Raw genomic sequence first — 23,438 nt, 5'->3', positions numbered from 1 at the left:
GGTGGAGGGGACCCGTCGTCGCGTCGTGCCTCACAAATACCTGACTCCTCCCGCGAAGGAGCGTGGCATGAGTGTCATGACGTCCTGGGCGGACAGGTTCAGGTTGCGGCAGTACGTCAAGGCCAGTCTGTGGATCGTGCCGATGATCGGTCTCGTCCTCGGAGCCGTTCTCGCCGAGGCCGCCCTCGCCGCCGACAGCGCGGACTGGCCGCCGAGCGGCTGGCACTACTCCGCCACGACGGCGAGCGGCGTGCTCACCGCCATCGTGGGCGCGATGGTGGCGCTGCTCGGGTTCGTCGTCACGATCGGCGTGCTGGTGGTGCAGCAGGCCACGGGAACCCTCTCCCCCAGGTACATGCGCCTGTGGTACCGGGACCGGCTGCAGAAAGCGGTTCTGGCGACCTTCACGGGGACGTTCGCGTTCGCCTTCTCCCTGTTGCGGAGCGTCGAATCCGCGTCGGTCCCCGACCTCGGGGTCACCCTGGCCGGCGCTGCGGTGGCCGTGAGCCTGGTACTCCTGCTCGTCTACCTCAACCGGTTCACCCACAGCCTCCGACCGGTGGCCGTCGCGGAGTTGGTCGCCCGCATGGGAGAGACCGTCTTCACCGAGGGCGCCGCGGCGATCCGGGGTGCCGCGCCCCGCGGATACGGAGGCGTACCGTCCGACGGTTCGGTGCTGCAGATCCGTACCATGCGCGGTGGAGCCATTCAGGCCTTCGACGTGGCCGGTCTGGTCGCGGAGGCGGCCCGCCACGACTGCGTCTTCGTCGTGACCCGGCTGATCGGGGACTTCATACCGCCCGGCACCGTGCTGGTGGAGGTCCATGGAGGCACCTCCCGACCCGACCCGGAGCGGGTGAACAGCCATGTCGCCCTCGGGGCCGAGCGTACGATCGAACAGGATCCCGCCTTCGCGCTGAGAGTCCTCGTCGACGTCGCGATCAGGGCCCTCTCCCCTGCGGTGAACGACCCCACGACCGCGGTGCAGGTCATCAACTACATCGAGTGGTTCCTGCACACGGTCGGCACCACGCGGCTGCCCGGACGGTACGTCCTGGCCGATCGCGCCGGGCACGCGCGGCTCGTGCTCCCGGGCCGGGACTGGGACGACTACCTCGAACTCGCCGTCTGCGAGATCCGTGACTACGGAAGTTCGTCCGTGCAGATCTGCCGAAGGCTCCGAGCCATGCTCGACGGCCTGCTCGACGCGCTGCCGGCCTCGCAGCACGCCGCCGTACGCGCGCAGTCGCTCCTCCTGCAGGAGGCGGTCGAGCGGGAGTTCACCGACCCGGCCCGCCGAGCCATCGCGGAACAGGCGGACCACCAGGGCATCGGCGGGCAATAGCCTGCCGATGCCCGGAATCCGGACCGGGGTCAGGCGATCAGGCGATCAGGGCAGGATCCAGCGCTGGTTCTCGCCGGCGGTGCAGTCCCAGATCCTCAGCTGGTCGCTCGTTCCGGAGGTCGGCGCGTCCAGGCAGCGGCCCGACTGGGCGCTCTTCAGGGTGCCGTCGGGCTGCGGCGTCCACTGCTGGTTGGGGCCGCCGTTGCACGCCCACTGGAGCACGAGGGTGCCATTGGCCGTGCCCTGGCCGGAGACGTCCATGCACTTGCCGTTGTGGGTGAGGAGGCCGTTCGCCCAGGTCCACGTCTGCGCGGGCCGGCCGTCGCAGGCGGCGACGCGGACCACGGCTCCGTCGGCGGAGGAGTCGTCCAGGGCTTCGGCGCACTTGCCGGGCAGGGCCGAAGCGACCGCTCCGGTCCGGGAGGTGCCGGGCGTGCCGGGGGTGACGGAGAAGTCGTCGAACTGGTCGGTCCGGTAACCGGTGACGCCGAGACCGGGCTGGCCGTGGGTGAACGAGGAGTCCGTGGCACTGCCGACCGCGACGCCGTCGATCGACGCGGTGAGGGTGGCGTCCTGGAGGGTGAAGGACACCGTGTGCCAGCCGCCCGTGCCGGGCGCGGTGGTCGTTCCGGAGGCCAGCGTGGTGAAGTTCCAGGCCGTGTCGCTCTTGTCGATGGACCAGGCGCCCGTGTCGCTGAATCGCAGGTGGTAGGCGTTGAGGCCGTTGTTGTTACGGCCCTGCTGGTTGACCCGGCCGAGGAGTTCGACCGAGCCGGCCTGCTCGAAGAGGACGTCGGCGGAGACGGTGTAGTTGCTCCAGTTGCCGTCGCCCATGATCGTGTACGGGGCGTTGTACGGCTCGTCGGTCCAGCGGATCGGGCTCGTCGCGGCCATCTGGCGCAGACAGGTCCCGGTGCGGCCGCCACCGCACGGCACGGTCTGGAAGGCGCCGTTCATGTCCGAGAAGTAGCGGGGCGAGGTGGTGGTCGCGGGCGTCTGGAAGTCGTCCGTGTACGGCAGGGCGAGCGCGGAGCGGGCCGGTGGGGTGGCCGTGCCCTTGCCCTGGCCGGTGGTGGTCGTCACGGTGTACACGTGACCCGGCCGGAGGGTGAGGGTGTACTTGCCGGCGACCGGGGTGACGGTCTGCTGGTGGACGAAGTGCCGCGTGCTGTCAGGGGAGTTGACGTCGGTGGCCCACACGTGGACCTGGCCCTGGGAGAGGTCGCCACTGACGGTGAAGCTCGCCGTCTGGTCGGCGGTGGCGTCCATGGTCTCGATGACCGTGCTGTAGTCCGCGCCGTCGGTGGCGCGCAGCGTGACGTAGCTGCCGTTGGTGCGGTTGCCGCCGAGGTAGCCGGAGGCCGAGTCGATGTAGCGCCAGCCGACGCGGGTGAACTGCGTGGTGTGCGCGGTCACCCAAGTGGTCCTGCCGATGTGGTAGTTGCCCGACCACGGCTGGTTGGCGATCGACATGCCGTCGGTGGAGAAGTACAGGTTCGGGTAGAGGGCGGCGATCACCGGCCAGTTGAAGTAGGCCGTCATCCTCCCGTCGAGGTAACCGCGGTTGACGGACCGCGCCACGGCCGCCGCTCCGCCGTCGGCGTCCTGGGAGCCGTTCTCGCTGGCCCAGAGCGGCTTGCCCAGGCGCTGGGCGGTCTGGGTGCTCGGGCAGGTGGTGTACGCGCCGAGGTAGCCGCAGGGGTAGTGCACGCCCACGACATCCACCGCGGCGTCGAACGCCGGGTCCTTCGCCATGGCGTCCGCGACCTCCCAGCCGGTGTCGGCGCCGACCACCTTCGTCCCGGCGTAGCCGTGCTCCACCAGCGCGCTCTTGAGGTTCCGGTACCAGACCTTGTCGAAGCCGCGCTCGTTCCAGCCGCCGAGGTAGCCGACGGTCAGACCGTGCGAGCGCGCGCAGTCCATCCAGGTCACCAAGTAGTCGATCATGTCCTGGGACCAGAAGTTCCCGTCGCCGATCCAGCCCGGCGCGCCCCAGGCCAGGGCCGCCAGGACGAGTTCGGGGTTACGGGCCTTCGCCTGTTCCGCCAGCCACCACTGGTAGCCGTTGTCGCATTCGACGCGGCCCCGGGTGTGCTCGATGCTCGGCTCGGCTCCGTCCGTGGAGTTCGTGTCGCCGCCGATCTCCAGCTTGAGCAGTTGGAGTGAGGCCCCGTAACCGGGTGTGAAGAGGTAGTCGAGCAGCTGGCCGCGCTGCGGCTCGGGGTAGTCGGCCAGGAGCCGCGAGTTGCCACCGCCGCCGGAGATGGCGCCGACGCCGTCGAAGACGCGGCCTGGCTTGGTCCCGTTGAGCGTGATCGAGTTGGTGGGACCGGCGCCGACGGCGACGGTGGGAGCCGCGATGCTCGTCAGCGCTCCCAGCAACAGGATCAGGACGGCCGTGAGGGCCGTACGGCAGGCTTGCGCCCGGGACATGTGTGCTCCTTCGGAAGAGGTGGGTCGGTCGATCGGATCGCGTGGTCAACCGGGTAGCCCGACCGCCCGCTCCTCGCAGGCCAGGTAGGCGCCCAGGCTCAGGCCGATGACGTCACCGGCCTGGAAGCCGGCGTGTTGCGGGTACGGGCGGTCAGGCGCCGACGCGGCGCCACTGCTGGCCGAGGTCGCCGCTTGGGGTGCGCTGCTCGATGGCCGAGCCGTCGGCCGTGGCAGCCAGGACCTTTCCGCTGTGGGCGCAGGTGAGCGTCGCGTAGCCGCCGGTGTCGGTGAGCCAGAACCGCTGGTTGGCGGAGTGCGAGGGCTGCCACTGGATCAGCCGGGAGCCGTCGACCGTGGAGGCCCCGCTGACGTCCCAGGCCAGCGGGGTCGCGCCGTGGGTGGTGTGGATCTCGTACAGGCCGTCACCCACGGGCACGAAGCGGAACTGCTGGCTCGCCCCGGAACCGGGCGCGGCCAGAGTGAGGCCGGTGCCCGCCGACGAGGCGCCGCCGGGCACGGTCGCGGTGGTACCGGTCCTGCGGTTGACCAGCTGGAAGACCGTGTACCGGGCCGACGGCGAGACGGTCACGGAGCCGCCCGCCGGGACGGTGACCGCCTGGGACCAGTCACCGAAGGCGACGGTCGTGGAGCGGCCGGGGGCGCCGTGCAGAGTGGCGCCGGTGACCTGGCCGGACGACCAGAACAGGTCGAGCGTGAAGCCGCCCCGTACGCCGACTCCGGTGACCGATCCCGAGCCGGCCCACGCCTTCGGCAGCGCCGGCAGCAGCTCGACCCGGCCTGGGCGGGACTGGACGAGCATCTCCAGCATCGCCACGGGCGTACCGAAGTTGGCGTCGATCTGGAAGACCGATCCGCCTGCCGAGAGCGCGTAGAAGTCGAACATGTTGATGGCACTGCCGTTGCTGTGATTGACGGTCGGCCGCATCACCTCGGTCACCAACTGGTACGCCCTCTCCGGGTACTTGAGTCTGGCCCAGCACATCGCCCGCCAGGCGCTCGCCCAGCCGAAGCTCGTCATGCCGCGTGCTTCGAGGAGCTTGGCGGCACCGGCGACCAGCGTGGCGGGAGAGTCCTGGAGGTTGATCCGGTCCCCGGGGAACAGTCCGACGTGGGCGGAGAGATGGCGATGGGCCGTCTCGCCGAGGTTGTCGTCGGTCATCCACTCCTCGAGCCAGCCGCTGGTGGCGCTGACCTGCGGCAGGTACAGCCGGCTCTGGAGGCCCGCGACAGTCGAGGCGTACGAGGCGTCGACGCCGAGGGCTGCGGCGGCGGCCCGGTAGTTGTGGAACAGCTGCCAAACCAGCTCCTGGGCGTAGGTGATGCCACGGGCGTTGGTCGGTCCGTGCTCGGGCGACCAGTCGTGGTCGTCGATCAGCACCTGACGCCGGGCGCCCGTGACGGCGTCGGTCACGGTGGTGGTGATCAGGCGAGCCTCCCAGAACTGACAGGCGCCCTTCAGCAAGGGATAGATTCTCGCCAGGTGGGCGGTGTCCTGGGTGTACTCGTAGTGCTCGTAGAGCGAGTTGCACACCCAGGCGTTGCCGGCCGGGTGCCACCACCAGCCGTTTCCGCCCCAGATGTTGGTGGAGATCGCCAGGGTCCAGCCGGCCGCCTTGGACTTGGAGTTGCGGAAGCCGTTGCGGGGTTCCTGGAAGAGGTTCCTGGTGGCCGCCTCCCAGCCGGGCAGCTGGGCCACGCAGTAGTCCGTGAACGCGTCGAAGCACTCCGCGAGCCCGGCCCGGTCGGGCAGCCAGTAGTTCATCTGGACGTTGATGTCGGTGTGGAAGTCGGCCATCCACTCCGGGGTGTTGGTGTCGACCCAGAGCCCCTGGAGGTTGGTCGGCATCGCGTCGCGCGAGCCGCAGATCGTCAGGTAGCGGGCGAACTGCAGGTAGGAAGCCTCCAGTTCGGGGTCGGGCGTGGCACCTGCGGCGCGTGCCGCGAGGCGGGACGGGGTGTCCATGGCCTTCTGTGTGGTCGTGGACGTGCCGAGGTCGAGCGTCATCGTGCCCTGGAGCCGCTGGAAGTCGGCGACGTGGGTGGCGAGCAGCGACGAGCCGGAGACCGTGGCGGCCGTCGCGGCCCTGGCACGGGCGACGGTCAGCGGGACGAGGGACGCGTCCTTGTACGCGACGGACGCGTCGGCCTTGTAGTTGGTGCCGCCCGAGACGACCAGGAGCACTTCGGTACACCCGGTGAAGGTGACCTGTGCGCCGGTCGCGGACAGGATGCCGCCGACGCCGGCGGCCTTCACCACGGTGGCGTACTTGAGCGTGTTGGGGAGCGCCGCGGCGAACGAGACTTCGGCGGTGGAGGAGTCGGCGGTCACGGTTTCGCCGCGGGTGCCGGCCAGGGTCATCGAGCCGGTGTGGGAGCCGCCGCCGCTCTGGGTCAGGCGGACGAGCAGGACATCGTCGGGCCGGCTCGCGAAGACCTCGCGCCGGTAGGTGACCCCGTCGAGCCGGTAGGTGACGGTGGCCAGGCCGTTGCTCAGGTCGAGGGTTCGGCGGTAGTCGGTGATCGCCCCGGCGGTGTGGGCGGGCAGGTCGAGGTAAGCCTTGGCGAGCATGCCGAACGAGCCGAAGCGGACTGTGTCGTAAGGGAACTGACCGTCGGAGCCGAGGCTCGTGTTGGCGGTGCCGGTCCAGAGGGTGCCGTCGGTGACGATCAGCGTGTCATGGCTCGGGTCGCCGGTCGTCATGGCGCCGAGCCGGCCGTTTCCGACGGGCAGGCCCTCGTTCATGATCAGACTCGCCTTGCCCGGCTGCTTGTACCAGAGCGTCACGGCCTCGGCCTCCGGCACCAGGGACAGGGTGTCGGGGCGGGTCGCGGCGCCGGCGGGCGAGGTGAACTCGGGGAGCGAGGCGAGCGCGAAGAGTGCGGCGACGGACGCGGAGGCGCGCAGCAGGCCGCGGCGGGACAGCCCCGACGGGGCGTCGGCGGAGGAGGGCGGCAGGAAGGCGGAACGGTCTGACACGGTGTGAGGGCTCCTTCGGAGAGACTGCCGGGGCCCGGCAACAGGGCAGCAGTGCAGCGGGCAGGCCGAAGGGCTGTCAAGGGATCCTGCGCGAATTTCCTATGGGAAAGGACGATTATCGAGATAGAGCGCTCCCAATGGTTGGACCTGGAGGTCCATGACATATCCGCCCTATCGCCGAAGAGTCGAGGTCACTGACGTGTGAGTGATGAGAGTGACCGCGACGCCGCCTGACAGGGTTGAACATTTCCTATGTGATTCACACCTCGGGGTGCTGCGGCATTCACGGAAGGAGAAGCGCACGGTCCGATGGGCCTCACCTGACCGTCAGGGGTCACCACTGGGCGACGAGCGGCGCGTCCGGTCCGTTCTCCCGCCAGGCTGCGGTGAGGCGGGCGGGGGCGGAGATGCCGCGCACGGTCGCGATCCTGCCGCCTGCGTTGTCGAACGTCACGGCGCCGATGACCCGATCGCCGAGGACGAACAGGATGGCGGGGGCGCCGTTGACGACCGCGTAGTGGATGGCCGGTGTGCCGCCGACCAGTCGCCGCTTCGCCGGCGTGGGCTTGAAGCGGGTGGGGTGTTGCGCGCCGAGTCGGTGGGCGAGGAGGCGGTCAGACCGTCGCGTGCGCGGCCGGTTGCGCGGCCGTGTCCTCGACGGTGGCGGTAGGGCGGCGGCGCAGGCTGCCGGCCAGGCACAGCACCAGACCGAGCATGAGCCACGTCGCCAGGACGGTGGCGGAGCAGGCGGCGGCGTGACCGTCGAAGAAGGCGGTGGAGCGCAGCAGTTGGCCTCCGGCACCGGGCGAGAGCAGTTGGCCGAGGGCGCCGGACCAGCTGGGCAACATCTCGGGTGCGGTCGCGGTGCCCGAGAGGGGTTGCCGATGAGCATCATGGTGGCGGCGCCGAGGCCGAAGCCGACGTACCCGAGCAGCGACTCAAGACCGAGGATGGTCAGGGCTATGGCCCCGGGCTCACCGTGAGCAAGGCGATCGCCCTGGCGGCGGCCAGCCAGGGGGAGGGCGACGCGTTGACTGCGGGCGCGGCCTGGGTGGACATGTCTTCTCCTTCAGAGGAGGGAGTTCTTCGCCGGGTGAACGGGGTTCCGGACGCGACGCGGGACGGTTCCTCTCGGATTGCGGACGTAGCGGAAGCAGCTGATGCGGACCTTCTCGACACGGAGCGCCAGGGCAGGCGGGGAATGAGGGCCGTTTGCCGGTTGCAACGGTGGATTCACCGGTGACCACGGCGTCGAGTGGCTCGAGATAGTGAAGCGCGACCTGGCGGCTACGCGACCACCTGCTCGGCAGCGGACGCCTTCGGCGCGGTGGCCAGGTGGTGCTTGCGCTTGGGCAGGCCGAAGGTCAGGGGCGAGGTGGCCCACAGCGACATCCTGACGATGCCCTACACCGGACGTGTACATCGGGCTTCTGAGCACCTCCTCGCTGCTTCACGCCTGGGGCAGGGCAGGCAAGCACGCCCTGTTCGTCCCCCTGCTCTCCGACGACCAGCGTCTGACGGCCAACAGTGTGCTCAGCACCAGCCTGTGGAGTGCGACCATCGCGGGCCCTGCTCTCGCGGGCCTCCTCACGGAAGTGGCGTCCCCGGCCTGGATCATCGGGTTCGATGCCGCCACGTTCGCCCTGCTCGCCCTCCAGACCAGCCGCACCACCCTGCCCCCATCGCCGGAAGCGCTGTCGGTACCGGTACCAGTACCGACAGCGCACCACGGGGGCTGAGCATTCTGCTCCGTCAGCCGGAACTCCTCGGTCTGCTCGCCGTGACCTGGGTGTTCAACCTCGCCTTCGGCCCCGTGGAAGTCGCCTTGCCTCTGTTCGTCACGGCCGAACTCCACGCCGACGTGGGGCTGCTCGGCGCCTACTGGGTCGCCTTCGGCATCGGAGCCGTCATCGGCGCCCTCGCGCTGGGCGCGGCCGGACGACTACCGCTGTGGTCGGCCGTGCTCGGCATCATCGCGGGCCACGGCATCGGCTTGCTCCCCTTCTCCTTCACGCATACTGCGCTCCCTTCCGTGAGCTTCTTCGAGTTGGCCACCGATCGGGTGATTGCGATTGAGCGCTTCAGTGTCGAGTGGGTGGCTGCAGCGTCCGGTGCCTGCAGCTTGGTGAGCCGGGACAAGGGTCCACTCGAGCTTGCCGGCCTGAACGCCAACCCGGCGGCAAGGCCGGTGAGCGACGATCAAGCTGTTGTCAGCCGCTGGCTCTAAGGTCGGCCCTATGACATCAGACCTGGTCCAGGACTCATGGACTCGCATCGACGCGTGGCTGCGCGAGCACACGCCCCGCACTTTCGCCACGCTTCGGCCGCCCGCAGGAGACGAGGAGATCGCAGCAGCGCAACAGGAACTGGGGGTCACCTTTCCTCCGGACCTGGTCGCTTCACTCCTCCGACACAACGGGGCGCTGGAGGGACCTGAGGCTTTCCGGTTCAGCACGGGCGACCGGCTGCTCGGAGTGAGCGGAATCCTCGGGGATACCGAGTTCATGCGCGGCATCGACCAAGGCCCCGACGGGGAGACCGAGGACTACTGGCTTCGCAGTTACGTAAAGTTCGGTTCCTATGACGTGACATCGGACGGTCTCCTGATGGATTGCCGTACTGAGCGGGACTCCTTCGGTGCGATCGGACGGTTCTTCGACGAGACCGGCACCCGTTTTGGGCAGGCCGACTCGCTGGGTGGGCATCTGGCCGAACTGGCCGACACACTTGAGCGCGGCCAGGACGCTGGTGTCGTCACCTTCAACGGCCGACTGTTCTGGGAGGCGCCTCTGCCTGCCAGGCCGCAGTGCAGTGCCGACGAGCCCCTTCCCGCACCGGATGAGCAGCTGCCAGAGCTGGACCTGTCCCACGGTCCCACCGACATCCTCCACGTGAGCCACCTGGACGGGCATGAGGAACTCGGTGCACTGATCGCAGTACTGCCGTATGAGCAGGTGGTTGAGGCTGCGCAGAGGCAGCTGCGCAGACTGGCGGTCGAAACGGGGCTGAACAACTACCCGGAGGTCAAGGGAGCCCTGGACGCGTGGGAGCGTGGTGTGGCCCTACCGCAGCCAGACCAAACCGGCCCGCTCGCCATGCGACTCCGTGCGGTGCTCGCACAGGCCGACACCGACCGAGACGTCATTCGCAGGTGGGCCGCGGAGAAGATAGCCCTCGGGATCTGGGGGTCCCCCTACAGATCCGTGTGCGAGAGCGCGGAGAACCGGAGTCACTTCACTCTCGACTGGCGTGCGGATCTGCATGCGGACCTGGGCAATCCGCCACTGCCACCGATACCTGACGAGCGGTTTTGGGGGGCGCTGCGCAACCCCGCCATCGACTCCAGTTGGTACGCGGCTCAGTACACCCAAGGTCAGGACTGACCCCAGGGGTTTCGGTTCCGCGTGAGCGCTTCATGTGGCGGTTATGGCCAGACAAAACACTCAATCACAGTGATGGATCATGAAGCGCAACGAGCGAAGCCCCCGGCCTGTTGATCGAGATGTCTGACGTCTCAATCATGTTGTTCGGAGGACTCGTTGGTCGTCCATCCTGCCGCACTCGACCTGCCGCATGCACTCGTGGAGTGGGTCACCATGCTGATCGTCACCCGTGAGGGCACCGCCGCTGCAAGCTCCGTCCGTCTCAACGCGCCATGGTGGCACTGGTGTACCTGCGCGAGCACACTACTCTGGCGAAGATCGCAGCCGGTTTCGGGATCAGCGAGTCGACCGCTCACGCCTACACCAGAGCGGTCGTCGATCTGCTCGCCGGCCAGACGCCAGGCCTGCTGAAGACGCTGCGCGAGCACGAACCGGACTTCGTCCTCCTGGACGGCACCCTCGTCGAGTGCGACCGGGTCGGCGACGGCCGGGCCGATTACTCCGCCAAGCACCGGCGGCACGGCGTAAACGTGCAGGTCGTCACCGACCCGCGCGGCCGGCTGTTGTGGCTCTCGCCCGTTCTGCCGGGTCGCGCCCACGACCTGCCCGCTGCTCGTACCCACCGAATCATCCGGAATTTGCGAGCGCCAGGGCGTTGCCGTCGTGGCCGATCTCGCTTACCAGGGTGCTGGCCCATGGCTGACCACCGGCATCAAACGCAGACCCCTGCAGGAACTCACCCCCACAGAGAAAAGCCTCAATCAAGCACTGGCCGCAGCGCGAGCACCCGTCGAACGCGGCGTCGCAAGGCTGAAGTCCTGGCGGATCTTCCGCAGGTCCCGATGCAGCCCCAACCGCATGACGTCAATCGCCAAGGCCATCCTCACACTGGAGCGGCAACGCTGAAGCTCCGTGATCGGCTTCGCTTTCGCCGGACTCGTCTACGGCCCCTACTCCGCGCTCTCCCTCACTCTGATCCAGGGCCGCGCACCCGCCGAGTCGCTCACCACGGTTCTGGCCGCACGAAGCGGCGTACTCCTGACGGCCTCCCCCCTCGGGGCAATGCGCGGCGGATTCCTCCTTGACCGGACCAGCGCCCCTGTCGTCCTCGTCGGCTGCGGTGCGCTGATGATCGCCATCCTCCCCATCGGCGCCGTTGCCCTGAAGCTCGCCGGAGATCACCGACGACGGCAGCGGCCCTCGCCCGGTGAGATCCACGAGCCGGTCCGACCCGCCCGTACCGGCACCGGCGCGGTGCCCTCCGAGGGCGGCCCCCAGCCGTGCCCATGACCAGGCTGGGGGCCCGCCCCGAAGGGGACAGTGGGTGTCAGTCGCCGGCCTTCACCTTGGCGGCGGCCTACGCCGGGGGCTTGAGCTGGACCCAGCCGGCCTTGCTCGGTGCGCCCTCCTCGTTGAGGAGGAAGAGCATGTAGTGGCCGGGCGGGGCCGCGGCGGCGGACGGCGGGGCCTGAAGTTCCAGGAAGTTGCCGCTGCGGCTCTTGATGCGCAGTTCGAGGTGACGCTGGCTGGTGTTGATCGAGTGGGTGGCGGTGGTCGGGGCCAGCAGTACGGCGCGGGTCACCTCGCCCGGTGTGCTGGTGCTCACCGTGATCTTCTCGTTGTAGCCGACACTGGGGTTGAAGATCAGGCCGAGCGCGGGACGGCTGCCCTGGTGGAGGTAGGCCGGTTCGTAGATCTCGATACTGCCGTTGTTGTTGTCGGTGACGTCGGGGTCGTTGGCGAGCTGCTGGAGCTCGTCGCCCGTGATCATGACGCGGCCGTCCGGGAGGACCACGCCGTTGGAGTGGTAGCCGCGCGGCAGCCGCTGGACGGGGCCGAGCTTCCAGTCGCCGTTCTCGTCGCGCAGTTCGACCTGGCGGTACTTCAGGTCGGCGTTCGGGTTGTACGGTCCGTTGCCGTAGTCGCGGATGTCGAAGGCGCCGTTGACGGTGAGCAGGTTGCCGTTCGGCAGGAGCAGGGTGTCGTCCTGGGTCCGCCCGAAGGCGCGGGGCTTCTCGGTGTTCCACTTGCCGCCGGCCAGGCGGTAGGTGTTCGGGTCGTTGCGGTCACCGCCGAGCACCAGGACCGAGTCGGGACCTCTGAAGCCGGCCGGCAGGGGGACCGCGGAGCCGTAGTTACGCCTCCACTCCCCGCCGTCCGGGCCGGGCTTGTCCTTGTTGATGTCCGGGCGGTTCGGCAGGTCGCTCCTGGTGTCGGCGACGGTGTCGAAGAGCCACTGCTGGTCCACGGAGCGGCCGAGACCGTAGATCTTTCCGTCGCGCAGCGAGAACAGGTGCGGATAGTCCCACTTGAACGGGGCTTCCGTCGTGAGCTTGTCCACCCCCCAGCCGATCGGCTTGACCGACTTGTCGAACGGCACCTGTTGGGTCGCGGCGGGGAATCGCTCGACGACCGGGGTGGGGGTGCCCCAGCCGAGCTCCGACTGGCCGGACATGATCACCTGACGTCCGTCGGCGCCGGTGACCACGCTCGGGTACCACCGGCCGACGGACATGTCCTTGTTCAGGTACCACTCCTCCGCCCAGGGGTCGAAGACCAGGGACAGCTTGGCGCCGGAGCCTCCGTTGCCGCCGAGGTTGCCGCCGAAGACGCCGAGCATGCCGTTGGGCAGGTAGGAGTGACCGGCGCAGAAGAACGGGGCCGGACGGGGCTCGTTCGTACCGTCGGGCATATTGATGACCGGCGGCTTCTTCTCGGAGAACGCGCCGGGGCCCGTCCCCTTGGTCGGGTCCCAGATCCAGGCGCGGCCGGCGTTCTCCTTGCCGATGGTGTTGGTGGGGGCGGGTTCCTTCTGCGGGTTGGTCTCGATCCGCTCGAAGGAGAACAGCAGGACCTTGCCGGTGGGCAGCAGCGCGATGTGGGCCGCGAAGTCAGGGGACTGGAAGTACTCCCGGAAGCGGCCGAACTCGGCGGCGTCGAAGGACGCGTTGGCCTTCTCCTGGGAGGCGGTCAGCGCCTTGAGCCGCTCCGTACGGGTCGTCTGCGGGTAGTCGCCGACGTCGGCCATGGCCTTCCGTGTACGGGCGTGCTCCTCGGCGTGCTCCTTGCCGAGCGTCGCCGCCTCGGCCGGGTCGACGGTGACCGGTACGGTCGCCGCCCGGGAGGCCGGGCCGTAGGGAAAGGCCTCGCCCTCCTCGCCGTGGCCGGTGTGGGCGAGTACGGGGCCGGCCGACACCAGGGCCAGGGACGCGGCCATCGCGGTGGCGGCGCAGACCGAGATCGCCGCGGCGAGCCGTCGGCGAGTGGGCAGGGGCGGATTACTGCGGGGCATGGGACTCCTTGTCGGAGAGGTGAAGGCGTACAAGCCCCGACCAGGGGACGCGTCGGGGACGGACAGAGCCAGGGCTGCCACCTGTTCACGCAAAGTGACAGGCTTCAGCATTCCGGCGGGATGCCCGGCTGTCACCCCGGGGCATGCAGGCGGGTGACCGCGAGCCTCGAACGCGCCCCATCGCGCCTCGTGCGCCCCCTGACCAGCACGTTTGCGGACAACAAACGGGTGATGGGTCGCTTCGTCGGCCCGTCGGCTACCGGAAGCCCACACGGGTGCCGCGTACGTTGCAGATCACTCTGCGCAACAGATGCGCGGAGGTGTCGATCTTCTGGAGTGAGCATGGTGGACGACCTCGAGCTGCGTGACAGCGATGACATCCAGGGCGATGTGATCGCCGGCTTCAAGAAGGACCAGATGACCCTGCTGTTCCTCAAGTTCGAGGACCCGGCGCGGGCGCGTACCTGGGTCAAGAGCCTGGAACCGCAGATCTCCACGACGCGGCAGGTGGCGACCTTCAACGCCGCCTTCAGCAAGGCCAGGAAGGCCTCGGCCGGCGACGACCCGAAGACACTGAAAGCCACGTGGATCAACGTCAGTTTCACCTGCGCGGGCCTGCGGGAGCTGACCGGGAAGGACCCGCTGCCCTCCGTCAAGCCCGGCAGCGGCCTGGAGGCCTTCACACAAGGCTCGGACAAGCGGGCACTCGGTGACACCGGCGACAGCTCGCCGGAGATGTGGCTCTTCGGCAACGGCAAGGGCCAGGTCGTCCACGCCGTCCTCACCGTCGCCTCCGACACCGTCCAGGACCTCCAGGCGGCGGTCAGACAGCAGCGCGAGGCGGCCGCCTCGGCAAAGATCGTGATCGTGTTCCAGCAGGACGCCGCCACCCTGCCCGGCAGCCGGAGAGGCAAGGAGCACTTCGGCTTCAAGGACGGCGTCAGCGAGCCCGGCGTGACCGGCTTCGACGAGCCCGACCCCGTCAAGCCCGAGTACGTCAAGGGCCATCACGGCACCCGGCTCATCCCGCCCGGCGAGTTCGTCGTCGGGCTCGACCGGGTCGGCGGCGTGCCGCACGAGACGCCCGACTGGGCCGACAACGGCACCTTCCAGGTGGTGCGGCGGCTCGGCCAGGACGTCCCGGGCTTCTGGTACCAGGTCGCCGTCCAGCTGAAGGCACTCAAGGAGGCCAAGGTGGTGCCGCCCGAGGCCACTTCGGAGTGGCTGGCCGCCCGCCTCGTCGGCCGGTGGCGCTCCGGCACGCCCGTCGCCACGTGTCCCCATGCCGACAGGCCCTCCAACGCGCTGGCCGGCGACGACAACGACTTCGGCTACCGCAACGACCCCGAGGGCTTCGTCACGCCGCTCTTCTCGCACCTGCGCAAGACCAACCCCCGGGACGGCCTGCAGGAGAAGCCCGGCGATCCGCCGTTCGACGAGAACCCGGTGATGGACCGCCGCCGGATCATCCGCCGGGGCGCCCCGTACGGCGCACCCTTCGACCCCGCCTCGGAGGGCCCCGGCGGGCCCGACGAGAAGCGCGGCCTGCTCTTTGTCTGCTACCAGTCGGACCTCGTGCAACAGTTCGAGTTCATCCAGAAGTCATGGATCGACAGCCCGGACTTTCCGCCCAACCGGACCGAGAAGCCCGGCCCCGACGGAATGGTCGGCGCCGCCGGCAAGCTCAGCTACGAGACCCCCGGCAAGACCACTCAGCTGAGCCTCAGCCAGTTCGTCTTCACAGAGGGGTCCGTCTATGCCTTCGTCCCTTCGCTGACCCTGCTGCGGCACCTCGGTGACGGCCGGCTCACCGACAAGCCGCCCGCCGTCGTCCGGCCGACCGACGCCTTCCTGCCCATCCCCGGGATGCAGCGGGACCAGGGAAAGAGCTGGTACTGGGCATACGGCGCGGGCAGCGACGGCGCTGTCTGCCGGACCATCTCCATCGCCGACGGCGACGAGCACATCGACGTCCGGGAACGCCCCGACCGGCCACTGACCATGTGGCCGTGCTACGCCGGGGTGACGAAGGTCGACGCGATCCTGCCCGTCCCGGACGAGCAGCGGATCAACGGCCGCAGCCGGTTCTGGCTGTTCCACACCGTCGAGGGCCGTCAGGTCTACCGGCGGATCTGGATCGCCGACGGCGCCGAGTCCGGGCTCGCTCCCGAGCAGGCGGCCGGGACCGACATCCCGGATCGCTCGCTCTCCGCCTGGGTCTCGCTCAGCGGCGTCGAAAGGGTGGACGCCTTCCTTCCGGTGCCCGACATGCAGCGGGTGAACGGTAAGAGCCACTACTGGGTCTTCCACACCCTCATGGGCCGTCAGGTCTACCGGCTCATCTCGGTAGCCGACGGCAGAATGCACCAGGACGCCCTGGAGCGCGGCGACCGCGGGCTCGACCTGTGGCGATCGCTGAACGGGATCACCCAGGTCGACGAGTTCCTCGCGGTGCCGGACATGCAGCGGATCAACGGCCTGAGTCTGTTCTGGGTGTTCCACCAGGACACGTACCGGATCATCGTGATCCGCGACGGCGGTGGCCACGAGGACCAGATCTCGGTCGACGACCGGCCCCTGACCATGTGGACGTCCCTGACGGGCTGACCGTCGTTCGGACGCTGGAGAGGTGGCCCATCGCCCGGTCGGCGCGTTCGATGCGAACTCGCGGGCGGGGACGGTGGGCCTCCTGGCGGGGAGCGCACGCGCGGTGCGTCGTCAGCTCGTCCTCAGGGCGGCGCAGAGGGTGGCGCGGGCCGCTCTGCCTTCGGGGATCGGCAGGAGGGGGTAGACGTGCAGCATCTCCGGCGCCTCGTGGAAGTCCACGGTGACGCCGGTGGCTGTGGCTCGGGCGGCCAGTCGGCGGGCGTCGGGGTTGACGATGTCGCGGGTTCCGCTGAACAGCGTGATCGGGTTCAGCCCGGTGAGGTCGGCGAGAAGGGGGCTGACGTGCGGGTGGTCGGCGGGGAGGTCTCCGCGGTACAGCTCCCCGGCGTAGCGCGCCGGGGACGGCGAGCCAGGGGTCGCGGTCTTCGAGCGGGGCGATGGCCGGGTCCGTCAGGGTGATGTCCAGCCAGGGCGAGATGAGGATCGTACGGGCGGGCGGGGGCAGTCGGCGGTCGCGCAGGTGGAGGGCGACGGCGAGCGCCATGCCGCCGCCTGCGGAGTCTCCGATGAGGATCGGACCCGTGTCGGCGCCGTCTTCGAGGAGTTCGGCGGCCAGGTCGGTCACGGCCGGTACCACTTCGGCCGCGGTGGCCAGGGGGGCGAGCGGGTAGATCGGCACCGTGACCCGGGTGTCGGTTTCGACGGCGAGCCGGGCGATCAGCCTCCAGTGCTGAGGGGCTATCTCGTTGATGTACGCGCCACCGTGCAGGTAGATCGCGCGCCGTCGGGGGCCGCGGCCACGCGGGGTGACCTCGTACACCGGCCATCCGGCCACCCGGCGTACGGCAAGGTCGACGGAGCGCTCCAGGCCGGCCGGCGGCGCGTACCCGACCGGGCGCACCGAACGGGCGAGGACCTGTTCGCGGACGGCCTCCGCCGAGCCGAAGAGTTTCTTGGCGCCGCGAAGCCTCAGCACCGTCGGCATGGCTCTGCTGGTCAGGCTGGGCACGGTAGGGCTCCGTTCCTGGGGTGCTCGGTGTCCTTCGGTGACAGGTCGGGTCGGATCGGATCGGATCGGATCGGATCGGGTCAGTGCGGTTCGGTGTTCTTCGTCCGGGGGATGGCCCCCGGACGGAATCGAACTCCTGGGACGGCTCCACGGGCAAGCACCGTGATCGTGCTACGAGTTACTGGTCGGCGCTCCCCGGCGCCTGTCCCTCGTGACGGCGGGCCAGCCCGCTGAGTGCTGCGGCCGCCAGGGCGCAGAGCGCACCGACGAGCCAGACGGTGCGGTAGCCGTTCTCGCCGGGCTGGCCGGTCGTGGGAGAGACGAAGGCGCTGAGGAGGGAGGCGAAGAGACCGCCGGCGACCGCGCCGCCCAGGGTCTTGACGTTGTTGTAGAGGGCGGCGGCGATCCCGGTGCGGGAGGCGTCCGACGCCTCGACGATCACGGTGGGCATGGCGCCGAGCGACAGGCCCATCCCGAGCCCGAGGAGGAAGGACTCCGCCGCCATCTTCCACACCGCGTCGTGGACCAGCGCGAACAGGAGGAACGCGGTGGCCACCAGCCCGAACGCCGTGACCAGGGTGGCTCGGTAGCCGATCCACCGGGCGACCGCCGCGGTGGCGAAGGAGCCGAGGACGGCGGCGACGTAGCCCGGTAGTGAAACGAGTGAGATGGCCAGGGCGGACAGGGCGAAGCCGTATCCCGTCGTCGCCGGATCCGCGGCGAAGAACATCGTGTTGGGAGCCTGGCTCCCGAAGTAGAAGACGCCGAAGAGGAAGGCGGCGAGGTAGAAGGGGCCGGCCTCGCGGCCGGTGAGGGCGCGGAGGTCCACCAGCGGTTCGGCGGTGCGCCGCTCCACGAGGATCCAGATGGCCAGGAGAACGACACCGAGGATGAGCGGGCCGAGGACCGCAGGGCTGCCCCATACCCCGTTCTTCGCCGCGCCGACGCCGCTCAGCAGGGCGAGGACGGCCGCGCTGAGCAGTGCCACGCCGGGCCAGTCGACCCGGCCGGTCGCCCGATGGGCGGACTCGGGAACGGCGACGTACGAGACGGGCACGCAGACCAGTGCGAGCGCGGCCGGTATGAGCAGGGTCAGGCGCAGGTCCCCCGAGGCGGAGTGGACCAGGGCCAGGGCCAGGCCGCCCACGAGGGAGCCGAGCGCCAGCGAGCCGACGAGCAGGGCGATGGCCCGCCGCGCCTCGGCGACGGGCAGCCGGTCGCGTACGAGGGCGATCTCCAACGGCAGCAGGGCGGCGAGCGGTCCTTGGAGGAGCCGCCCGGCCAGCAGGACCGGGTAGCTGTCCGCCAGTGCCACGATCAGGGTTCCCGCCGCGGTCACGGCGAGGGCGATCCGGAGCATTCGCCGGTGCCCGTACAGGTCGCCGAGGCGTCCGAACAGGGGGACACACACGGCGGCCGCAAGCAGCTGGACGGAGATGATCCAGTTGGTGTCGGCGGTGCCGATGCCCAGGTGCGCGGCGAGGTCGGGAAGGAGCGGTGTGATGCCCGCCTGGAGGATCCCGCTGGTGAGCTCGAAGAACACGAGCAGGCCGACGACGGCGGTGACGGCACGCGCGGGGACCTGTGCGACCGGTCTGGCCGGGCTGTTGGTGTGGGTCATGGATCACTCCTGCGAGGAAGGCGAGACCAGGGATCCGACGGAGGAATCGGAGGTCACGGAGGGTGCGGAGGGTGCGAAAGAGGACGGATCCGAGGAGGCGGAGGAGGACCGATCCGACGGGCCGGAGGTGGCGGGGGCGAGGCGCCGCAGGGCCAGTCCGGCGAGCAGCGCCGCGGCGTGGGGCAGTGCGGCGTCGTCGTAGACGGCCTGGGGTGAGTGGTTCATCGGGGCCGTGGTGGGGTCCGTGCCGGCGGGGCAGGCGCCGAGCCCGAGGAACGCGCCCGGCACCTCGCGCAGCACGAAGGAGAAGTCCTCCGAGCCCGCCAGCGGCGTCGGCGCAAGGAAGACCCGGTCCTCGCCGAGGACGTCCCGGGCGGTTTCGATGGCGAACGCGGTCTCGCCGTCGTGGTTGACCGTCGGCGGGTACTGGTGGACGTAGTCGATGTCCGCGCTCACTCGGTGGGCGGCGGCGATGCCGTGCACGGTCCGCTCGAACGCCGTGCGGACGGCGGCCCGCGAGGCGTCGGAGAAGGTCCGGACGGTGGCGGAGAAGCGGCCCGACTCCGGGATGACGTTCGGCGCCGTACCGGCCTCCAGGCAGCCGATCGTGACGACGGCCGGGTCGAAGATGTCGATCTCCCGCGTCACGAGGGTCTGCAGCACGGTGACCATCGTGCACAGCGCGGGCACAGGGTCGACGGCGGCGTGCGGGGAGGAACCATGGCCGCCCACGCCGCGCACGGTGACGTGGACGGTGTCGGACGCCGCGAGCATGGGGCCCGGCCGGGTGGCGGCGAATCCGGTCGGGGCGCCACGGGAGACGACGTGCAACGCGTACGCGGCGACGACCCGTTCACCGGCCGCGTCGAGCACCCCCTCGTCGATCATGATCCTGGCGCCGCCCTGGCCCTCCTCACCGGGCTGGAACATGAAGACGACGTCACCGGCGAGCTGCTCGCGACGGGCCGCGAGCAGGTGTGCGGCGCCGACGAGCCCGGCGGTGTGCAGGTCGTGACCGCAGGCGTGCATCCGCCCGTCGATGACGGACGCGTAGGGGACACCGCTGTCCTCGTGGACGGGCAGGGCGTCCATGTCCCCCCGGAGGAGCACGGCCGGCCCGGGCCGGCCGCCGCGCAGCACGGCCGTGACCGAACTGAGGGCCCGGCCGGGCGTGATCTCCAGGCCCAGTTCCGCCAGGGCGGCGATCACCTTCGCCTGAGTGAGGGGAAGGTCCAGGCCCAGTTCGGGCTCCCGGTGCAGGGAGTGACGCAGCTCGGTCAGGACGGGAGCGAGAGCATGGGCTTCGTTCAGCAGTGACATGGGCGTATCGTGGCGAGCCGCACCATCGGCAGAGATCATCCGCAGGAAACCGCCGCACATGAGTCACATGCAGCCGGAATCGACCATCCAGGCCGATGTTCTCGACGGCCTCGACCACCAGCTCGTCACCGCGCTCCAGACCTCGCCGCGAGCGCGCTGGGAGCAGATCGGCGCGGCCATCGGCGTCGATGCCACGACGGCGGCACGCCGCTGGAGAAGGCTGACCGAGGCCGGACACGCATGGCTGAGCTGCCACCCCGCCGGCATCGGCCCGGTCCCGCCGGTGGTCGCCATCGTCGAGGTCGACTGCACCGCCGGCTCCCTGCACCAGGTGGCCGCGGCCATCGTGGACGACCCGCACCTGATCACAATCGACCACGTCACCGGCTCACGGGACCTGATCCTCACCGGTGTGTTCCCCGACCACTCGGCGCTCGCCCGCTACGTCGGCCTGCGTCTGGAGGCGCTGCCCGGGGTCGCCGCGACCCGCTCCCAGATCGCCTCCGCCGTGCACGCCGTCGGCAGCCGCTGGCGACTCGACCGGCTCGCACCCGACGGCAGGGAGGCCCTCACCCCGGACCAGCCCGGCGGGGGCGCCGTCCTCCGCCGCGGTCTCTCCTCCGCCGACGCGCTCGACCACCACCTGCTCGCTCTCCTCGGCGAGGACTGCCGCACGTCGGCCGCCCTCCTCGCCGAACGCACCGGCGCGAGCCCCAGCACCGTCCGTCGGCGACTGGACCGCTTCCACCGCGCGGACGCCCTCATCTACCGTTGCGAAGTCGCCCGGTACCTGTCCGGCTGGCCCGTCGCCGTCACCCTCTGGGGCGTCGCACCGCCCGACGCCACCGCCCGGATCACCGGACAGCTCATCGCCCAGCGTGAAACACGCCTGTGTGCCTCGCTCTCCGGCCCGCACAACCTCCTGCTGACCGTCTGGCTGCGCTCCATGGAGGACATGTCCGCCTTCGAGACCCGCCTGTACGCGCGCTTCCCCGAACTCACCATCACCGACCGGGCCGTCACCCTGTGGCCGCTCAAACTCGCGGGCCAGATCCTCGACCCGCAAGGCCGCCGCATCCGCGGTGTTCCCGTCTCCTTCTGGCACGACCCGGCAGCCGAACGCACCGAGGAAGACCTCATCCGGCGCCTCGCCGAGCCTCGCGATCCCGTGCCGGGCCGACTGCCCGGCACGCCCGACCAGGCGTGATCCCCTGCGTGGCCCACGACTCATCCCGGGCCGGGGACTCGGTGGACCTCCCCCGCCACGCCCGTCATCTGACGGCCTGAACGGGTCGGGATCGGAGAACGTACACGCCCCTCGGCCGCCGCTCCCCCACCGTGCGGACGACTGTGGTCAGGAACCTTCGCCTTGCACGGTGCCGAACTCCTCCACCAGGTCGTCGAGAACCAGGCTCTCGATCATCGCCCCCAGGGGGGTGCCCTGGAAGGCTTCCTGCGGGGTCACCTCGTCCCGGGCGACCGCCGGCATGGCGAGGAGGAGAGCGTCGATCCCCCCGGCCACGTCACCCCATACGCCATGGGAGCCGGCCGCGCGGACACGGCGGAGGAGCGCCAAGTAGAGGGCGGGCTGCGCCAGGGCCTCTTCGGCATCCTTGGAGAGGCCAAGGGCCTTCTCTGCCGTGGAGATCAGCTCGGTTGCCTGGGCCTTGGTGATGTCGCTCGGCTTGAGGATGTGCCCGGTTTCCTTGTAGTCCACGTACAGGCCACGGAACTTGTTCTTGTTCGTGCGCCTGGCGTCCCGTACGGCCCCCTTGTGGGCCTGCTCCATGGTCTGGAGACCGTCGCCTTCGGTCATCTGCAGGACGAGGTGCGCGAAGTAGGACTTCGCTTCGTGGTCGGTGAACCTGCGCTGGAAGGCCTCCACTTCCGCCTTCCGCTCCTCGTCGGGCATGGGGAGGATGCCGGTGCAGATCACCCCCTTGCCGATCTCTTCGAGGGCGAGGGCCGCGTTGGCGTAGGCGACCGACCAGATCCCGGCGTCGAGTATCAGCCGCGCGGCGCGCAGGAGATCCCGGGCGTGCTTGAACGCTTCTCGCCCGACGTCCATGAGGACCCGATCTGCCATGTCCGGGTCGCTGGGCAGGGTTGTCATCCGATCACTGTGGCAGGGGCGACCTCCCCGTGCACGAGGTTTCTCCGTGCCGGCCGAGGGACGCCCGGCCCCGAACACCTCAGTCAACGCGGCCTTCCTGCGTGTCACGGTCTTGGCGGCAGCCGCTGTCCCCCTCGGGCTTTCGACACAGCGTGTCGAGCCTCGACGCAGGTTGTCGACGCCCCCCTCGACTCACTCACTCACTCACTCACTCACAGGCAGTGAAGGGCGTTCCCACACGTCCAGCAATGCCTGCCAGGTTGCTCCCGCCCTCGACTAGGCCCTGTCCGGCGGATCATGACGATGGCAGAGTGTTGCCGTGAGTTACAGCATCTTCCTGCTCCGGTTCGTGGACGGCGAGGTTGTCGCGTTGGACGCCGAACGGTTTCGGCATGTGACGGAGCCGTACGTGGTGGCGGGCGGTCAGGATGAGGGCTTCTCCCAACTCCGCGCGGAGGACGGGGGCGAAGCGGACCTGTACCACGAGTCCCACGGCGAAAGCGGGTTGCCGTGCGTGACGGCGACGCGCTTTGCCCGTGGCGCGATGCTCGGCGTGCTCGCCCGGCTGGCGGCAGCCCTCGGAGCCTCGGTCGTCCCCCAAAGCGGTGGGGCACTGATCTTCCACGAGAAGGAGCGTCGTCACCTTCCTGCGGAACTTCAGGGAAGCGCGGTTGTCATCGCCCCCACGGAGGACGCGTTGCAGGCGGCATTCGACGCGCGCTGAGCGTTTCCGTCTCGGATCAGGGTGGCAATCCTGTCCCTGTCCCCCGGATCACGGGGGGAGCCATAGGCGGATGGTTGTTGCGGTGACGGTTCCGTGGAACGACCTGTGGCAGCTCCTGATCCTTCGTTCCGACGTCGCCTCCTGAACGAGGCTCTGACGGTAGTGGCGGCACCTGCACGGGGCCAGACAGCATGGCTGGAGAAGCACGGTGTCGCGGCGGACGAGATCGCACTCGACTTCGATCACGCATTCCGCATGGCCGAGGGTCTGGTGGAGGAAGGATTCCTCAGCCGTGATGCCCTGCCCGAGCTCCGGCTGATCGACTCGATCTTCGATGAGATGAGCTGCGACGAGTCCACGGATCGGTGGGCAGCTGCGGCTCTGATCAGCGACGTGGGATGGGGCCGTGCCCGCGTGCTGGCTCAGCAGGTTCTCGCCCGTGAAGGCGCGGACGCCTCGCTGCTGCCAGACATCTGTGTCGTCCGATAGCGGGCACGACAGATCAGGCAACTGCCGCCAGAGAGGGTGCCGGGGGCTCATCCGCGTCTCCTGCTCGGGCACCCGTAAGCTCGCTGCCGACGACGACAGGAGAT

At 69.7% G+C, this 23,438-nt stretch carries 16 protein-coding genes and 4 pseudogenes; 10 read left to right on the top strand and 10 right to left on the bottom strand.

Going from position 1 to position 23,438, the window contains the following annotated elements:
* Positions 1–67: 67 nt before the first annotated feature.
* Entirely contained in the window at positions 68–1,345 is a 1,278-nt protein-coding gene (locus tag OG580_RS34265; RefSeq protein ID WP_267047544.1) for a DUF2254 domain-containing protein, read from the top strand.
* Between the two features lie 45 nt (positions 1,346–1,390).
* Here the strand turns inward: OG580_RS34265 and OG580_RS34260 are convergent, their stop codons facing one another.
* The 4 genes and pseudogenes from OG580_RS34260 to OG580_RS34240 form a co-directional block, all read right to left on the bottom strand.
* The gene (locus OG580_RS34260) at positions 1,391–3,778 is read right to left on the bottom strand and encodes a ricin-type beta-trefoil lectin domain protein (RefSeq protein WP_267047543.1); all 2,388 of its coding nucleotides are present in this window, start codon (positions 3,776–3,778) and stop codon (positions 1,391–1,393) included.
* 151 nt (positions 3,779–3,929) lie between these two features.
* Positions 3,930–6,776, bottom strand: coding sequence for a glycoside hydrolase N-terminal domain-containing protein (locus OG580_RS34250; RefSeq protein ID WP_323182661.1), 2,847 nt, complete (start codon positions 6,774–6,776; stop codon positions 3,930–3,932).
* A 334-nt stretch (positions 6,777–7,110) separates the two neighbouring features.
* A pseudogene (locus OG580_RS34245) lies at positions 7,111–7,347 on the bottom strand (RNA polymerase subunit sigma-70); the annotation flags it as partial.
* Positions 7,348–7,390: 43 nt separating this feature from the next.
* Positions 7,391–7,624 (bottom strand): hypothetical protein, encoded by a 234-nt coding sequence (locus OG580_RS34240; protein WP_267048250.1) that lies wholly within the window; start codon positions 7,622–7,624, stop codon positions 7,391–7,393.
* A 567-nt stretch (positions 7,625–8,191) separates the two neighbouring features.
* On the opposite strand from OG580_RS34240, the gene OG580_RS34235 reads away from it, so the two are divergent.
* The 5 genes and pseudogenes from OG580_RS34235 (at position 8,192) to OG580_RS34215 (ending at position 11,449) form a co-directional block, all read left to right on the top strand.
* Positions 8,192–8,515, top strand: coding sequence for a hypothetical protein (locus OG580_RS34235; protein WP_267047542.1), 324 nt, complete (start codon positions 8,192–8,194; stop codon positions 8,513–8,515).
* 41 nt (positions 8,516–8,556) lie between these two features.
* A complete protein-coding gene (locus tag OG580_RS34230) occupies positions 8,557–9,003 on the top strand; it encodes a hypothetical protein (protein WP_267047541.1) in 447 nt (148 codons plus the stop codon).
* Positions 9,004–9,013: 10 nt separating this feature from the next.
* A complete protein-coding gene (locus OG580_RS34225; protein ID WP_267047540.1) occupies positions 9,014–10,159 on the top strand; it encodes an SMI1/KNR4 family protein in 1,146 nt (381 codons plus the stop codon).
* A 272-nt stretch (positions 10,160–10,431) separates the two neighbouring features.
* Positions 10,432–11,065 (top strand): annotated as a pseudogene (locus tag OG580_RS34220) (transposase family protein).
* Between the two features lie 6 nt (positions 11,066–11,071).
* Complete coding sequence (locus OG580_RS34215) at positions 11,072–11,449, top strand: hypothetical protein (protein ID WP_267047539.1); 378 nt, start codon at positions 11,072–11,074, stop codon at positions 11,447–11,449.
* Between the two features lie 67 nt (positions 11,450–11,516).
* On the opposite strand, the gene OG580_RS34210 is transcribed toward OG580_RS34215, so the two are convergent.
* A complete protein-coding gene (locus OG580_RS34210; RefSeq protein ID WP_267047538.1) occupies positions 11,517–13,451 on the bottom strand; it encodes a galactose oxidase early set domain-containing protein in 1,935 nt (644 codons plus the stop codon).
* Positions 13,452–13,793: 342 nt separating this feature from the next.
* Between OG580_RS34210 and OG580_RS34205 the strand changes: the two genes are divergently transcribed.
* On the top strand, positions 13,794–16,058 hold the full coding sequence (locus tag OG580_RS34205; protein ID WP_267047537.1) for a Dyp-type peroxidase: 2,265 nt from the start codon (positions 13,794–13,796) through the stop codon (positions 16,056–16,058).
* 111 nt (positions 16,059–16,169) lie between these two features.
* On the opposite strand, the pseudogene OG580_RS34200 reads toward OG580_RS34205, so the two are convergent.
* The 4 genes and pseudogenes from OG580_RS34200 to OG580_RS34190 all read right to left on the bottom strand — a co-directional run.
* Positions 16,170–16,445: pseudogene (locus OG580_RS34200) on the bottom strand (alpha/beta hydrolase fold domain-containing protein); the annotation flags it as partial.
* Between the two features lie 61 nt (positions 16,446–16,506).
* Positions 16,507–17,043: pseudogene (locus tag OG580_RS36295) on the bottom strand (alpha/beta hydrolase fold domain-containing protein); the annotation flags it as partial.
* A gap of 202 nt (positions 17,044–17,245) precedes the next feature.
* Positions 17,246–18,688, bottom strand: a complete 1,443-nt coding sequence (locus OG580_RS34195) for an MFS transporter (RefSeq protein ID WP_267047536.1) — start codon at positions 18,686–18,688, stop codon at positions 17,246–17,248.
* A gap of 3 nt (positions 18,689–18,691) precedes the next feature.
* Entirely contained in the window at positions 18,692–20,008 is a 1,317-nt protein-coding gene (locus OG580_RS34190; RefSeq protein ID WP_267047535.1) for a M20 family metallopeptidase, read from the bottom strand.
* 58 nt (positions 20,009–20,066) lie between these two features.
* Between OG580_RS34190 and OG580_RS36290 the strand changes: the two genes are divergently transcribed.
* On the top strand, positions 20,067–21,215 hold the full coding sequence (locus OG580_RS36290) for an Lrp/AsnC family transcriptional regulator (protein ID WP_354006210.1): 1,149 nt from the start codon (positions 20,067–20,069) through the stop codon (positions 21,213–21,215).
* A gap of 147 nt (positions 21,216–21,362) precedes the next feature.
* Here OG580_RS36290 and OG580_RS34175 read toward each other — a convergent pair whose 3' ends face one another.
* Positions 21,363–22,121, bottom strand: a complete 759-nt coding sequence (locus tag OG580_RS34175) for an AbiV family abortive infection protein (protein ID WP_267047534.1) — start codon at positions 22,119–22,121, stop codon at positions 21,363–21,365.
* 319 nt (positions 22,122–22,440) lie between these two features.
* On the opposite strand from OG580_RS34175, the gene OG580_RS34170 reads away from it, so the two are divergent.
* Together OG580_RS34170 and OG580_RS34165 are read left to right on the top strand one after the other, a co-directional pair.
* The gene (locus OG580_RS34170; protein ID WP_267047533.1) at positions 22,441–22,845 is read left to right on the top strand and encodes a hypothetical protein; all 405 of its coding nucleotides are present in this window, start codon (positions 22,441–22,443) and stop codon (positions 22,843–22,845) included.
* Positions 22,846–22,950: 105 nt separating this feature from the next.
* Positions 22,951–23,334 carry a hypothetical protein gene (locus OG580_RS34165; protein WP_267047532.1) on the top strand — a complete coding sequence of 128 codons (384 nt, stop codon included), beginning with the start codon at positions 22,951–22,953 and terminating at the stop codon, positions 23,332–23,334.
* Positions 23,335–23,438 lie beyond the last annotated feature (104 nt).

Source organism: Streptomyces sp. NBC_00094 (assembly GCF_026343125.1).
In the GTDB taxonomy this organism is placed as follows: Bacteria; Actinomycetota; Actinomycetes; order Streptomycetales; family Streptomycetaceae; genus Streptomyces.
The sequence above is the reverse complement of the archived record's forward strand: the minus strand, read 5'-3'. Positions and strand labels throughout refer to the sequence as shown.